At 62.4% G+C, this 13,940-nt stretch carries 14 protein-coding genes; 3 read left to right on the forward strand and 11 right to left on the reverse strand.

The features are described 5' to 3' along the window. Positions 1–46: 46 nt before the first annotated feature. On the forward strand, positions 47–1,051 hold the full coding sequence (locus tag AC56QX_RS36035) for a DMT family transporter (RefSeq protein WP_497118242.1): 1,005 nt from the start codon (positions 47–49) through the stop codon (positions 1,049–1,051). Between the two features lie 304 nt (positions 1,052–1,355). On the opposite strand, the gene trbI is transcribed toward AC56QX_RS36035, so the two are convergent. The 11 genes from trbI to trbB are packed head-to-tail and all read right to left on the reverse strand — an operon-like array spanning position 1,356 to position 10,929. Then, positions 1,356–2,663, reverse strand: coding sequence for an IncP-type conjugal transfer protein TrbI (trbI, locus tag AC56QX_RS36040; protein ID WP_497118244.1), 1,308 nt, complete (start codon positions 2,661–2,663; stop codon positions 1,356–1,358). 12 nt (positions 2,664–2,675) lie between these two features. Further along, positions 2,676–3,128, reverse strand: coding sequence for a conjugal transfer protein TrbH (gene trbH / locus AC56QX_RS36045; RefSeq protein ID WP_497118246.1), 453 nt, complete (start codon positions 3,126–3,128; stop codon positions 2,676–2,678). A gap of 3 nt (positions 3,129–3,131) precedes the next feature. After that, positions 3,132–3,971 carry a P-type conjugative transfer protein TrbG gene (gene trbG, locus AC56QX_RS36050; RefSeq protein WP_497118248.1) on the reverse strand — a complete coding sequence of 280 codons (840 nt, stop codon included), beginning with the start codon at positions 3,969–3,971 and terminating at the stop codon, positions 3,132–3,134. 17 nt (positions 3,972–3,988) lie between these two features. Next, positions 3,989–4,651 (reverse strand): conjugal transfer protein TrbF, encoded by a 663-nt coding sequence (locus tag AC56QX_RS36055; RefSeq protein WP_108610727.1) that lies wholly within the window; start codon positions 4,649–4,651, stop codon positions 3,989–3,991. An 18-nt stretch (positions 4,652–4,669) separates the two neighbouring features. Further along, a complete protein-coding gene (trbL, locus tag AC56QX_RS36060; RefSeq protein WP_497118250.1) occupies positions 4,670–5,857 on the reverse strand; it encodes a P-type conjugative transfer protein TrbL in 1,188 nt (395 codons plus the stop codon). Beyond that, positions 5,851–6,060 (reverse strand): entry exclusion protein TrbK, encoded by a 210-nt coding sequence (gene trbK / locus AC56QX_RS36065; RefSeq protein WP_497118252.1) that lies wholly within the window; start codon positions 6,058–6,060, stop codon positions 5,851–5,853. The genes trbL and trbK overlap by 7 nt, the downstream gene beginning before the upstream one ends. Beyond that, positions 6,057–6,797 carry a P-type conjugative transfer protein TrbJ gene (trbJ, locus tag AC56QX_RS36070; protein WP_464615538.1) on the reverse strand — a complete coding sequence of 247 codons (741 nt, stop codon included), beginning with the start codon at positions 6,795–6,797 and terminating at the stop codon, positions 6,057–6,059. The genes trbK and trbJ overlap by 4 nt, the downstream gene beginning before the upstream one ends. A gap of 31 nt (positions 6,798–6,828) precedes the next feature. Continuing rightward, a complete protein-coding gene (locus tag AC56QX_RS36075) occupies positions 6,829–9,285 on the reverse strand; it encodes a conjugal transfer protein TrbE (RefSeq protein ID WP_497118253.1) in 2,457 nt (818 codons plus the stop codon). Positions 9,286–9,295: 10 nt separating this feature from the next. Beyond that, positions 9,296–9,607 (reverse strand): conjugal transfer protein TrbD, encoded by a 312-nt coding sequence (locus AC56QX_RS36080; RefSeq protein ID WP_497118255.1) that lies wholly within the window; start codon positions 9,605–9,607, stop codon positions 9,296–9,298. After that, complete coding sequence (locus AC56QX_RS36085) at positions 9,600–9,971, reverse strand: TrbC/VirB2 family protein (protein WP_497118256.1); 372 nt, start codon at positions 9,969–9,971, stop codon at positions 9,600–9,602. Before AC56QX_RS36085 ends, AC56QX_RS36080 begins: the two co-directional genes overlap by 8 nt. Beyond that, positions 9,961–10,929: a P-type conjugative transfer ATPase TrbB gene (gene trbB, locus AC56QX_RS36090; protein WP_497118257.1), complete on the reverse strand. Its 969-nt coding sequence runs from the start codon at positions 10,927–10,929 to the stop codon at positions 9,961–9,963. Before trbB ends, AC56QX_RS36085 begins: the two co-directional genes overlap by 11 nt. Positions 10,930–11,485: 556 nt before the next feature. On the opposite strand from trbB, the gene repA reads away from it, so the two are divergent. After that, complete coding sequence (gene repA / locus AC56QX_RS36095) at positions 11,486–12,703, forward strand: plasmid partitioning protein RepA (protein WP_497118258.1); 1,218 nt, start codon at positions 11,486–11,488, stop codon at positions 12,701–12,703. Between the two features lie 205 nt (positions 12,704–12,908). After that, positions 12,909–13,922, forward strand: a complete 1,014-nt coding sequence (repB, locus tag AC56QX_RS36100) for a plasmid partitioning protein RepB (protein ID WP_497118259.1) — start codon at positions 12,909–12,911, stop codon at positions 13,920–13,922. Positions 13,923–13,940 lie beyond the last annotated feature (18 nt).

The following is a 13,940-nucleotide window of genomic DNA, read 5'->3' on the forward strand; positions in this document are numbered from 1 at the left end:
CCGCCACTTTCGCCGTATCAAAATAGAAAATCGGTGTGGTGAGACGATGAACAATGCGACGCTCGGGCTGATCTGGGCCTTTTCCTTTGTGATCCTGGAAGCGGCACAGGCCGTGTTTTTTGGTGGCGTGTTTCAGGACTATGACTCGTTCCTGATCGGCGGGGCAGTCTTTGGATTCACCGCTGCCGGAGCGCTGATCTGGGTGAAGGTGCGGACTCCGGAGCAACTGAGAATTGCGTGGGCCAACAGAGCCAACCTGTTCGGGTTAAATCTCTCGACGGCCCTTGTCTGGATCGCATATTTCTTCCCGCTTCAAATGATCGAACCGGCTGTGGTGTTCACCGTGTTTTCAGGGCTGATACCCATTGCCATCGTGATTGCCTCGGCTTGCGGGGTTCCGGAAGCGTCACCGTCGCGCAACCGGGTCGAAGGCGTCGGCCTGATCACTGTGGTGATCGGCGTCGGCTATCTGGCGGCGATCACGCTGCTTGGACAATCAGGCTTCGTGCGAGGCGGCTGGACTGCCGCGATGGTCGGACTGCTGCTGACCTGTGTGTCTGCCGTCAGTCTCGCGGCGATGATGATCTACAGCCGGAGGCTCGACCGCCTCGGCATCGCACCGGTTGCGCAATATGCGCTGCGGTTTCCGCTCTACATAGTGGTGGCGCTCCCCGCCGTATGGCTTGGCCTTGATGGGAAAGGTCCGGTCGAGCCAAGCGGGCTGCTCGCTGTTGTCCTAATCGGCTTCGCGATCATGGCGTTTCCGGTCTTTGCGATGCAGAAGGCGATATCGCTGATGTCCACCCTGACACTGGCCGCGATCACGGCGCTCGGTCCACTGTTCGTTTTCCTGTTTCAGATCGTTGAAGGCCGCGTGGCCTACGCACCAGCCACTATGACCGGTCTGATGATCTATTGCGCTGGGGCCGTTCTGGCGGCCTATGGCGGGGCCAGACAATCAGGTAGAAAGTCGATCGTCCACAAGCGCAAAGATATTGCAACCAAGCTCGCCCGCGAGATCGCGAAGCTCCACACGAATGATCTCCGCTGAGGGCGCGTTGCGCCGGCAGACTGCCGTCGCAGAACTGCTGATTTTCGCTAGAAGGTCGGAGCGACATCGAAGGGCTGCCCTATCCGCCACTCGGTCCAAAAAGTCGCCTGGCTGCTTTCCACCACCCCTTTGCGGCCGGTCCGACAGGCGAGGGCAAATTCGTTCGCCGAAAATGGTCAAATAGCTGACGCAGGCGAAATCTATGGCATTTCCGATAAGATGCGCCTTGTCCGGATAGCGACGATGGCGAAACGCTCGTTCGTCTAATTAAGTAACATTGCCAGTAAAATCTCTGATCCGTCCATCAGCTCCGATAAGCGCCGGGGAAGATGACATCCTGATCGACGAGGATGTTGAACTTGTATCCGGGACGGATTTCGAGTGTCGGCTGTACGTCGAGGTTCTTGGTGATCGTGCGTTCGGCAACGCGGCCGAACGTCTCCGCGAAATTTCTCCTCGCGGCGTCGGACGCCGTGTCCTGGGTGGCGAGCGTCGAGCTTTCGGGCACCGCCATGTCCATGCCCGTACCGATAATGGCGAGCAGAATCGCCGAGCCGAAGGTTTTCAAATAGTGGTTGTCGACCTTGTCCTTGAAGCCTCCGTAACCCTTGGCGTCGGTGCCGGCCATGCCGCCGATCTGCAAGGTCGAGCCATTCGGGAAGATGATGTCGGTCCAGACCACGAGTACCCTCGACTGGCCGAACGAGACTTTGTTGTCGTAGCGGCCAAACAGCTTCGTGCCCTGCGGGATTAGCAGCCGGTGGCCGGTGGCGCTGTCATAGACGTTCTGGCTGACCTGCGCGGTGATGCGGCCGGGAAGATCGGAGTTGATACCGGAGATGAGCGTGGCCGGAATCACGGAACCGCGCTTCAGGTCGTAGAGAGACTGCTGTGGGACCACCCGGTTCGCTAGATAGCCGAGGTCCTTCAGGTCTGCGTTGAAGAAGTCCTCCTTGGAGCGCTGACTGTTCGGATCGGGGTTCTGGCCGCCAAGACCGGCCTGGAGCGCGGCGGCGTAGAGATCGGCGGCGCCGCCGGTCTGGCCCGTTCCAGCCGCATTGCCGTTGACTGCTTCCGGACCGCTTCGGGCATCTCCCCGCTCCTGGAGCCTATCGGTGTTCACCGCGAGCGGTGAATCATAGGCCGCGTCGTTCGCCTGGACGCGCGCCATACGCTGCCGCTGACGCTCGCGCAGATACTGCACCTCCGCCTCGCGCTCCAGGCGCGCCTTCCAGATCGCCTCCGGCTCGAGCTGCGGTTCCTGTCGCTCGACGGTTTCACGCACCGCCGGCTGCGGCGTGAACGGATTGACGCTTTCCTCGCGCTGGACCGGCGCCGGCTGGAAGGACGGGGACTGCACGGGTTCACCGATGATGCCGTCGGAGACGCCACGCTTGAGCTGGTCGGCATAGGTTGAGGCGGGGTTACCGGAACTCTCTCCGATTCCGGGATCGCCCCCAAAATATAGCCCCCGAGACGTCAGCCCGTACATAATGACGGCAAGGAAGGCGATGACGAGGCCGATCGCGATGATGATCGGCAGCCGGTTCACCCTGCGGATCTTCGGCTCCGCACCCGCGGGCGCGCCGCCGAGCTTGAGGGACTGCACCATCCTCCCCCTCCCCTATCCGCGCCGCATGATGGAAAGTGGGCTGGCCGGCTTGGCGCCGGCTGCGGTCGCGTCATAGGCACGGCCGAGATCGATTGTGCCCGTCGACAGACGCGCCAGGACCTGGCCCTCAAAATTGTCGATGACATAGGCGAGTGGAATCAGCTTCTCCTTGTCGGTCTTCTGGTCGCTCACCACAGCGTAGCCCCAGACCTTGAGCGAGGCCTCGAGCGCGCTTCCGAACGGCGAACCGTCCGGCTTCAGCAGGATCGTGCCGGCACCGGGCCCGACTTGCTCTGCAAGGCGGCTCACCATGTCGCCAGCGATGGCGCTGGCCGCAGGCCCGGAGAGTTCCTGCGGCGCGGAGCTGGCGACCAGTCCGTCTGCCCCGAGGGTCTGGCAGCCCGCAACCAATGCGGCGACAGCGGCGATACCGGCAAGCCGGGAAAGGAGATGGTAGGTCCGCATCCCCTACCCTCCCCGCCGGATCGTGATCTTCTCCTGTTTCCAGCCGACGCCGGAGACGAGGACCGCGCGGTCGACATGATAGTCGACCACCATCATGTTGCCCTTCATGCGATAATTTACGATGCGGTTCTCGCCGCTGGAGACGACGAACAGAACCGGGGCGTCCTGTCCGGATACCGAGCGCGGGAATTGGATGTAGGTCTTCTGCCCGTCCGAGTAGACCCGCGTTGGCCGCCAGCCGGCGCGGCCGCTGACGCTGTACTGGAAATTGAGCTGCTCGGCCGGCACGCCCGCGCCCGGGATCGTGCTTGCTTCCAGCCGCGCATTGATGTCGGCGAGCTTTGTCGAGACGTCCTCGGGATATTCAAACCCTACGCGCGCCATGTATTGGCTCTGATGCGACTTGAGCTGGATGTGATAGGTCCGCCGCGATGTGGTGACAACCATGGACGTCACCAGCCCCGGCTCCGACGGCTTGACGATTAGATGGATAGCCTGCCCGCCGACCGCCCCCGACGTTGCCGGCTCGACCTTCCATCGCACCGTGTCGCCGACCAGCACGTCACGAACCACCTCGCCAGCCTGAAGCTCGATGTCGCACACCTGCAAGGGCGAGCAGACCACCGATGGCTGCACCTCGCCGAACAGAAAAATGACCTTGCCGTCCGGCCCCTTGGTCACGAGGCCGCGCGAGCCACGCCATTGCCCGGAAATCCCGGCGCCCTTCGCTTCGTTGGCACTCATCCCCTGAGCCAAGGCAGGCGCAGTGGCGGTGATAGTGCCGGCCGCGATCAGGGAGGCCGACATCAGCGCAGCCCAAATTCTTGTCTTCGTGATGATCATCGGCGTGCTCGGGCCTTTCACAGCTGGGCGGTCCATTCGAAGTCCCGCAAGTACAAGCCGATCGGATTGAGGCGGATCACGCCTTCATCCTGCGGCGGGGTCAAAGTAACGGTCGCGACACCGCGAAAGCGGCGGACGGCCGTCTCCTTGCCCTTCCGGTCGCGCTCATATTCGGTCCAGTCGATCTGGTAGCTCTGGTTCGAGAGCGGCACGACGTTATTCACCTCAATGGCGACGGTGGCGTTCCTTGCCTTGTCGAAGGGCGAGTTGCCGCGGAACCAGGCGTTGATCTTCTCGGTTGCCGGGTCGGAGGTGCGCAGCAGCGCATAGGTGCGGTCGATGTACTGCTTCTGCACGACGGCATCCGGTGTCACCGACCGGAAGTTCGAGACGAAGCTGCCCAGCGTGGCGCGCACCACGCGCGGGTCCGCATATTCGATCTGCTGCGGGAAGCCGGTGCTCGCGGCCGTGCCGAGCTTGTCGACCTCGACGATATAGGGGACGAGCTTAACCTGCGTGCTTTGATAGAGCGCGTAGGATGTGCTGATCACCGCGAGCAGCATCCCGACGATGCCGACGATGCGCCAGGCGGCGGCCGCCTTCACATAGGAGCCATAGCGCTCGTTCCACTCCTGGCGTGCAGCGACATAGGGGTTTTCGGGCGGGGTGCGCGCGGCCATGCTTCAGCTTTCTCCGGCTCACTTGTCCTGCAGGGGCGGCGGCGGAGGGGGAGGCGGAGCCTTCTGCCGGGTCTGGTCGAGCTTTGTGTTGGCAAGCCCGAGCAACGAACCGGCATAAGCGCCGGGCGAAGCGATGGCCTTTTCCTTGGCCGCGGAGCCGGCCGCCCAGCCGGCATTGCCGATGCCCGATGCCATGCCGCGCAGAGCAGCAACTGCCATCGAGGAGCCGCCGGCGCGCGCCGAACTCGCCGCGGACGCGCCTGATCTCGCCGCGCTCGCTCCGAGAAATGCCCCGCCTGCGGCCATCGTTGCGGCCTGTCCGCCATGTCGGAGCGCCTCCATGCCGCCGGCGATCGACGCGCCCTGCACGACGCCCTGGATGATGGGCGGCACGTACATGGCGATGATGAACACGACGACCGAAATGCCGGCAATGGCCAGCGTGGTCATGAACTGGTCGGACGTCGCCGTTGGCGCCTCAGCCAGGCCGAGCAGAATGTCGGAGCCGATGCGCGCGATCATCACCAGCCCCATCAGCTTCATGCCGACGCTGAACGCGTAGATCAGATAGCGGATGGCAAAATCCTTGGTGTAGGACGATCCGCCGAGGCCGAGCATGATCATGCCGGCGAGGAGCCCGACATACATCTCGACCATAACGGCAACAAAGATCGCCGCGACGAGGCTGAAACAGACAACGACGACGATCATCGCGAACACCGCGGCGATTGCCAGCGCATTGTCTTCGAACAGCCCGAACTGAGCCTGCTCGGACATCTTCGATGCGACGCGGATGCCGGCGTCGAAGATGTTCGCCGGCGATGCCGATCCGCCGTTGGCTCCGATCTGGAACAGGCTGTCGACCACGGCCTTGGCGAAAGCCGGACCTTGATCAAGGATGAAGGCGAAGAGGCCAATGAACATGATGCGCCGCACCAGTTCCGCGAACCACGAGTCCAGCGAGGCGGCGTTGATGGCGAGCCAGACGGCGGCGATGCCGATCTCGATCCCGGCAAGAATCCAGAACAGCGAGCGCGCCGCGTTCATGACGGTCGTTTCCCAGCCCCTGGCGGCCGTCACCACCTGGTTCTCCAGAGTGGTCAGCACACTGCCCTCCTGGGCGAGTACGGGGACGCTCGCCAGCAGAACGAGAGCGATGGCAACGAAGGTCAACTCAAGCGCGCGGGATGGATGGGTCCTCACCATCGCGGCTTCATCTCCTGCCCGCCGCGTATGTCGCGATCCGGATCGCCACCGAGGAAGTCATGCGCCTTCTGACGACGGTTCTCCGTTGCGGCCGGCGTCGACGCCGTTGGCTCCGAATCTGGCGCGACGACGAACCATGTGATCGCCAGGACGACGACGACCAGCGCGGCGGCGCTCAGCGCGATGACGACGGGGCGGCTCACCAGCGTGGCTCCATGGTCTGGCCGCCCCGCACGCTCGGCGGCGTCGTGTTGAAGAACTTCTCTCGGCGCGCCTGGGCGAGGTCCTTGTCTGCTTGTTCGGATTGGAACCAGGTCCCCATCATTGTCGTCTGCTGCGAGACGAGCCCGCGCAGCTTCTGGAACTGCGCGACCTGCTGGGCAGCGATCTCATGGCCGACCTGCAAGGCCTTCATCTGGCCGTCCGCACTCTCCGACATGGAGCGGAGAGAGCTCATCGTCGACTCCTCGGACGTGAACTGATCGGCCGTCAGCCCCGCCGCCTTCAGTGTTCCGGCGATGGTATCGCGGTTCGTTGTCGACCAGTTCTGATAGCTCGATGAGAAGCTCTCGCCGTTGGCGAGGCCTGTCTTGAAATCGGCAAAGCTCTGGAAACGCTGCTTCAGCACGTCGTCGGCATTCGCCATCGAGAAGGCGATGCCCTGCCCTTGCGCGGCGATGTCGCGGAGGCGGTTGAGGTCGCTCTCGACCTGCCCCCAAATGTGGTTGGGTAGCTGCATCGTGTTCTGCAGCATGTTCTCGTAGATACGGATCTGGTTCTGGATCTGCTCAGCCAGCTGCGAGATCTGCGTGACCTGGTTGTTGATCTGCTCTGTCGACTTGCCGACCATTGTGATCAACTCGCCATTGTTCAGAAGCTGCGTCCATTCCGTCGCCTGCCCGGTTACGCCGCCCGACAGCGCGGGTGAAACGTTGAACATGCTGGCGGCGATCAACGCCGCGGCCGCGGTTCTAGCTGCGTTCAAGGATGGTTTCGGCATCGCCTATTCCTCTCTGCTGGAGCCAATGGACCGGCCAGTCGCCGCCGTGTTCGACACTGAGCGCCTGAATACGCTTCAGGTCCTCCTTGCCGGAGGCGCCGGCGAAGGCGAGCGCGACGGGACCGAGCGCCATGTCGAACAGGCGGCGTCCGTCCGGCGAGACGACGTAGTATTCGCGCTTCGGCAGGGCCGTCGCGACGATCTCGATCTGGCGCTCGTTGAAGCCGATGCGCTCGTAGAACTCCCGCGTGCCCCGTTCGCGCGCCGCGCCGTTCGGCAGGCAGATCTTGGTCGGGCAGCTTTCCGTCAGCACGTCGATGATGCCGGAGCGCTCGGCGTCCGAGATCGACTGGGTCGCCAGAACCACAGCGCAATTGGCCTTGCGCAGCACCTTCAGCCATTCCCGGATCTTGTCGCGGAAAGTAGCATGGCCGAGCATCAGCCATGCCTCGTCGAGGATGATCAGGCTGGGCGCTCCCGTCAGGCGCTTCTCGATGCGCCGGAACAGATAGAGCAGGACCGGAACGAGGCTCCGCTCGCCCATGTTCATCAGCTGCTCGATCTCGAAGGTCTGGAAGGAGCCCAGCGACAGGCCGTCCCTCTCGGCGTCGATAAGCTGCCCCAACGGTCCGTCGACCGTGTAGTGATGCAACGCCTCCTTGATCTCGCGCAGTTGGACGCCGGAGACGAAGTCCGACAGCGAACTGCCGCTGGAATCCGCCATCAGCGCGACCTGCCGCGAGATCGCATTGCGGTGGTCCGGCGTGATGGGCACGCCCTGCAGCACGACCAGCGTCTCGATCCATTCCGACGCCCAGGCCCGATCCCCGTCCGTCGCAAGATCGGAAAGCGGACAGAACGCCAGGCGAGGACCGCCCTCCCCTTCGGTCTCGCCGATTTCGTAATGGTCGCCGCCGGCGGCCAGCGTCAGCGGCAGCATCGAGCGGCCCTTGTCGAAGGCGAAGATCTGCGCGAAGGCGTAGCGGCGGAACTGCGCCGCGATCAGCGAAAGCAATGTCGATTTGCCCGAACCGGTCGGACCGAAGATCAGCGTGTGGCCGACATCGTCGACATGCAGGTTCAGCCGGAAGGGAGTGGAACCGCTGGCGACCAGCATCAACGGTGGGGACGACGGCGGATAAAACGGGCATGGTGCCGCCGCCGCGCCGGACCAGACGGAGTTGAGCGGGATCAGGTCTGCGAGGTTGCGCGTGTTGATCAGCGGCTCGCGGATATTGGCGTACCAGTTGCCCGGGAGGCTGCCGAGGAAGGCCTCGGTCGCGTTGACCGTCTCGATCCGCGCCCCGAAGCCCTCGGCCTGGATCAGGCGGCGCACGGCCTCGGCCTTTTCGCGCAGGCGCGCTTCGTCGTCGTCGAACAGGACGATGACCGGCGTGTAGTAGCCATAAGCGACGAGTTGCGAGGAAGCCTGAGCAATCGCGTCTTCCGTCTCGGCCACCATCATCATCGCATCCTGGTCGACCGAGCGCGATTGCGTCTGGAAGAGCTGGTCGAAGAAGGGCCTGACCTTCTGTTGCCATTTCTTCCGAGTGCGCTCGAGCTTCTGGCGCGCTTCCTGATCGTCGAGGAAGATGAAGCGGCTCGACCAGCGATAGGTTAGCGGCATCAGGTCGAGCGAATTGAGGATGCCGGGCCAGCTCTCGGCCGGGAAGCCGTCGATCGCTACCACGGCGAGGTAGTGGTTCTCGACCATCGGCGAAAGGCCGTGATGGAACTCCGCTGTTGCCAGCCAGTCGAGATACATCGGGATCTCTGGCAACCGAATCGGATGGTTCTCGCCGGTGATGCAGAAGCGGATGAATTGGAACAGCTCGTCGTAGCGCGCGGTCTGGAAGCCGCCGCGCTCCTCGACCGATTGGGTCACCATTCGTCGGATCGACAGCACGTTTCCGAGATACTGCTCGACCTCGCGGATCGATGTTTGGAAACTGTCGAGCACGGTGTCGGCATAGCGCGCTGCGCGGCTCTCGCTGTCGGAATAGACATAGCGCGCGAGTCCCGAGCGCGTCTTCTCAGGGGGGCGCCAGGTCAGGATCATTGCGTGCCGGCTCTCATAATGCCCCCTCTCCTTCTGGAAATGCGCCCGCCGCTCGCCGTCGATAGCCAGCGTTACCGGATCGGGAAAATGGCATTGCTCATGCGCCGGGTAGTCGGATGTCCCGACGCGCACTGCCTCGACCTGGATCATCCAGCCGGAGCCGAGCCGCGACAGAACCGTGTTGATCTGACGCGAGACCTCGTTGCGCTCGGCATCCGTCGAGCTCTCTGAATCCGGGCCGGCGAAGTACCAGCCCGCCATCAGCGATCCATCCTTGAGCAGGATCACGCCGTTGGCGACGAGCGCGGCGTAGGGGACCAGGTCCGAGAAGGACGGCCCTGAATGGCGGAAGGAGCGTAGCGCAGCCATTTCGTCGCCCTCAGAACTTGCGCCAGGGCGTCGACGTTGGCCGGTAGTGCGGCCGGTACGTGACATGGCGTGCGTAGACACGGCGCATCATCGGATCGGCCTTGGCCATCATCCGCAGCGCAGCGATGACGACGATCCAGACCGCGATGCCGAACAGCGCCGAATAGAGCGTCAGCACCACGAAGATCAGGATGATGGCCGCGAGCCCTGTCAGCAGGACCAGCTCGCGATCCGCGCCGATCAGGAGGTTCGGCCGCGACAATGCCCGATGGATGCGCGATCGGTCGAGGCCGGAGCCGGGAACAGAGCCGGGCTCAGACACGAGCGCCCTCCCCTGCCCTTTCGACTTTCGGTGTGAGCTCTACATCGCCGATGGATGCTCCGCTCGCACCGAACAGAGCGACGATCTGTGTGGCGCCGAGCAGGATGCCTGCGACGAGCACGACGTATATCAGGCGCCGCGCGAAATCATTCAACTCGCCGCCGAAGATCAGCATGCCGCCGGCGATCGCAACGGCCGCGAGCGCGATGAACCCCGCGACCGGCCCGGTGATCGATTGCTGGATCTGCTGCAGTGGACCCTCCCATGGCAAGCCACCGCCGCCAGCGGCAAGAGCCGGTTCGGCAAGGAGAAGGCCAAGAGCAAGGGTCGAGATCGCGAGCGCGCAAATCCGTTCAGGCGACATGGCGTTCCGCCTTTCGCGAGTAGGATTCGGTCTGGTAGCGCCCGTTGGCGAAGTTCTCCACATAGAGGATGTCGCGAACGATGCGGCCCTTCGGCGCGCGCTCGATCGAGACGATCAGATCGACCGCCTCGCCGATCACCTCGCGCATCGGCTGCTGGCTTGCCTCGGCAGTGAGCTGCTCAAGGCGGCGCAGTCCCGACTCGGCCGTATTGGAGTGGATTGTCGTTACGCCGCCCGGATGGCCGGTATTCCACGCCTTCAGGAGCGTCAGGGCCGCCCCGTCGCGAACTTCGCCGACGATGATGCGATCCGGGCGAAGCCGCATCGTGCTCTTCAGAAGCCGCGCCATGTCGATCGTGTCGCTGGTATGCAGCGCCACAGCATTCTCGGCCGCACACTGGATTTCTGCAGTATCCTCGAGGATCAGCAGCCGATCGTCCGGCGCCGTCTCGACGATCTCCGCGATCACGGCATTGGCGAGCGTTGTCTTTCCCGATCCGGTTCCCCCGGAAATGACGATGTTGAGGCGTGACGCGATGGCGTTGCGGATGACGCAGACCTGTTCCTCTGTCATCACCTTGCTGGCGACATAGTCATCCAGCGGAATCAACCGCGATGAGCGCCGTCGGATCGTGAAGGTCGGGGACGCGACAACGGGCGGAAGTAATCCCTCGAAACGGTGCCCGCCAATCGGCATCTCGCCCGAGATGATAGGCCGGTGGTCGTCGGCTTCCGAATGGAGCGCGTGGGCGACGCTGCCGATAACGATCTCGGCAGTCGCCGCATTCATCTCACCGGCGGGCGCCACGCCGTGGCCGAGCCGCTCGATGAACAGCCTGCCATCCGGGTTGAGCATGATCTCAACGACTGTCGGATCGTCGAGGGCGACGCAGATCTGGTCGCCAAGCGTTTCCTGCAGTTTGCGGATCAGGCGCGGATGGGAGCGTAGGTGAGCCATGGGTTCGGTCCTCGTCGCTCACTCAGACTGCGCGCCGCAAGCGCCGAAGGCCGAGCCATATCCGGCCGGACGAACGAAACTGGACTCGTCGGCGGGCAGAGAGCCAGCGACGGTGGTGGTGTCACCCATCTCAGCGTGGTTTCGTGCAGCAAGGGCCAGGGTCTGCATCAGTATTGCTCCGATTCGATTGCTTTCGGAGACAACTGGCCACGATGCGGGACACGCCGCGACTAGCGAAAGTATGAGTGCGATTCTCTAGCTAAGGATGTCCGAGTCGGGGTGTTCGGCGCCAAAAGTGGAGCCGGCAGCGCAAAGAGCGCCCGCCAAAACACTAGTAAAAGTGTTAGTGACCATACTTGCGCAGGACGCGAGCCGGAGTGTCCTATCCAATTGATTTACAATATGAAATCGATGGATATCCGGCAATTTCGGATGCCAGGGCGGGCTTCTGTTAAGAGTTCGTTAACCAATAACTCCTTGCAAGCGAACACGGTTTCAGTATCGTCACGGAAAAAGTGGCATTCGCGCCGATTAACCGTGATGAGAGTTTCAGACCGTGAGCAAGGCCATCGCCATATCCCGCAATGACCGGCCTTCTGTCGATGTCACGATCGGCGAGCATGCGGAACAGCTCAGTTCCCAGTTACAAGCGATGAGCGAGGCGTTGTTTCCGCCGACTGCGCACAAGAGCTTGCGGAAATTCACATCGGGCGAAGCTGCCCGCCTGATGAAGATATCCGATTCGACGCTCCGAAAGATGACGCTGGCAGGAGAAGGGCCGCTGCCCGAGCTCTCCAGCAACGGTCGTCGCTTCTATACACTCGGTCAGATCAACGAAATTCGCCATATGCTCTCCGGTAGCGCCAGGGGCCGGGAGAGTGTCGATTTCGTGCCGCATCGTCGAGGCACAGAACACCTGCAGGTCATTGCAGTCACCAACTTCAAGGGTGGCTCCGGGAAAACAACAACATCTGCCCACTTGGCGCAATACCTCGCGCTGCAGGGTTATCGCGTGCTTGCGGTTGATCTGGATCCGCAGGCAAGCCTTTCGGCTCTGCTGGGGATTCTCCCTGAAACGGACGTCGGCTCCAATGAGACGCTGTACGCTGCTATACGATACGATGAGACGAAGCGGCCGCTGAAAGATGTGGTACGTCCCACCTACTTCGACGGCCTTCACTTGGTTCCGGGAAATCTCGAACTGATGGAGTTCGAGCACACTACGCCGAAAGCGCTGGCCGATCGTGGATCGCGTGAGGGCTTGTTCTTCACTCGCGTTGCGCAGGCGTTCGACGAAGTCGCTGATGACTATGACGTCGTGGTCATCGACTGCCCTCCTCAACTTGGCTTCCTGACATTGAGCGGCTTGTGTGCTGCGACGGCGATGATCATTACGGTCCATCCGCAGATGCTCGATATTGCGTCGATGAGCCAGTTTCTGCTCATGACCCGCGATCTGCTGGGCGTGGTCAAGGAAGCCGGTGGCAATCTTCAGTATGATTTTATCCGCTACCTTCTAACCCGATTTGAACCTCAGGATGCGCCGCAGACGAAGGTCGCGGCCCTTCTCCGGAACATGTTCGACGATTTCGTCCTGACCAATCCAATGGTCAAGTCGGCGGCGGTGTCGGATGCCGGGCTTACGAAGCAGACCCTTTACGAGATTGGCAGAGAGAACCTGACGCGGTCGACATACGACCGGGCGATGGAATCGTTGAATGCGGTCAATGCAGAGGTCGAGGCGCTGATCAAGGCAGCGTGGGGGCGGTCATGATCCCCTCGCCTCACTTTAACGACCGGGTGTTGGGAGCTCCCAACAAGGTGAAGTGTGCTTCATCGTTCGAGGAAGATCGCCGCCTGCTAGTGGCATCGCGTGCGCACGCGTTCGGTCGCACGGGAACCCTGTTGGGAGCTCCCAACAAACGGTGCTCAAGGCGGTTACGGGCGAATCCCGGCTCTGGCGTGGGAGGACAGACCTTATGAGCCGCAAGGACTCAATCGATACCTTGTTCCTGAAGAAGCCGCCCGCAACACAGAAGGCCGGTGCGGACCCATCGACTCCCCGCGTGCGAACGGGAGCCATTTCGGCAATGGGTTCTTCCCTCCAGGAGATGGCGGAAGGGGCCAAGGCTGCCGCGAGGCTTCAGCAACAACTCGCATCGGGCGAGGCTGTTGTCTCGCTTGATCCGTCGACGATCGAATGGTCGACGATCGCGGACCGTCTTCCCACGGAAATCGATCCGAGCTTCGACCAGCTCGTTGCCAGCATCGCGGAGAATGGGCAGCAGGTTCCTATTCTCGTGCGGCCGCATCCAGAGGATACCGGGCGATATCAAATCGCGTACGGCAGACGGCGCTTGCGGGCCGTGATGAAGCTGGGCCGCGAGGTTCGGGCAATCGTCCAGGCCCTCACAGACGCCGAATTAGTAGTCGCGCAAGGCCGGGAGAATCTGGATCGAGCCGATCTGTCGTTCATCGAAAGAGCGCTTTTTGCCCGACGCCTTGAGGATGGAGGCTTCGATCGCGCCACAATCATTTCCGCGCTATCAACGGATAAGGCTGACCTCAGCCGTTATATTTCGGTTGCGCGCAGCATTCCTGAAGACCTCGTCGCCAAGATCGGCCCCGCTGCCAAGGCTGGGCGTTCTCGCTGGGTTACACTCGCAGAGGGGCTCGTCGCGCCAAGCGTCATGGAGGCCGTCAATCTCACCCTTGTATCGGACGCCTTTAACGCTGCGGACAGCGACGCTCGGTTCGCGCAAATCTTCCAGATCGTCTTGAAGCCGGCACCTAAGCCTGCGCGCAAGCAGAAGGCTTGGACGACCCCGAAGGGGAACAAGGCGGCGCGCATCGAGCAAGATGGCAAAATGACGACATTGACGTTTGACGAGAAACTGGTTCCCGCGTTCGGAGAGTATATCGCGGAACAGCTCGATCGTCTCTACCACCAGTTCCTTGAAGCAAGCGATGGAGGGAAAAGAGATCGAGAGTAGCGGCGTAGTCCGATCTGA

Source organism: Mesorhizobium sp. RCAM 06353 (assembly GCF_059683585.1).

Excerpts from the sequence above, each read along its gene's own strand:
- AC56QX_RS36035 (WP_497118242.1), top strand. The coding sequence starts at position 47 with ATGAACAATGCGACGCTCGGGCTGATCTGGGCCTTTTCCTTTGTGATC.
- trbI (WP_497118244.1), bottom strand. The coding sequence starts at position 2,663 with ATGGTGCAGTCCCTCAAGCTCGGCGGCGCGCCCGCGGGTGCGGAGCCG.
- trbH (WP_497118246.1), bottom strand. The coding sequence starts at position 3,128 with ATGCGGACCTACCATCTCCTTTCCCGGCTTGCCGGTATCGCCGCTGTC.
- trbG (WP_497118248.1), bottom strand. The coding sequence starts at position 3,971 with ATGATCATCACGAAGACAAGAATTTGGGCTGCGCTGATGTCGGCCTCC.
- AC56QX_RS36055 (WP_108610727.1), bottom strand. The coding sequence starts at position 4,651 with ATGGCCGCGCGCACCCCGCCCGAAAACCCCTATGTCGCTGCACGCCAG.
- trbL (WP_497118250.1), bottom strand. The coding sequence starts at position 5,857 with ATGGTGAGGACCCATCCATCCCGCGCGCTTGAGTTGACCTTCGTTGCC.
- trbJ (WP_464615538.1), bottom strand. The coding sequence starts at position 6,797 with ATGTTCAACGTTTCACCCGCGCTGTCGGGCGGCGTAACCGGGCAGGCG.
- AC56QX_RS36075 (WP_497118253.1), bottom strand. The coding sequence starts at position 9,285 with ATGGCTGCGCTACGCTCCTTCCGCCATTCAGGGCCGTCCTTCTCGGAC.
- AC56QX_RS36085 (WP_497118256.1), bottom strand. The coding sequence starts at position 9,971 with ATGTCGCCTGAACGGATTTGCGCGCTCGCGATCTCGACCCTTGCTCTT.
- trbB (WP_497118257.1), bottom strand. The coding sequence starts at position 10,929 with ATGGCTCACCTACGCTCCCATCCGCGCCTGATCCGCAAACTGCAGGAA.
- repB (WP_497118259.1), top strand. The coding sequence starts at position 12,909 with ATGAGCCGCAAGGACTCAATCGATACCTTGTTCCTGAAGAAGCCGCCC.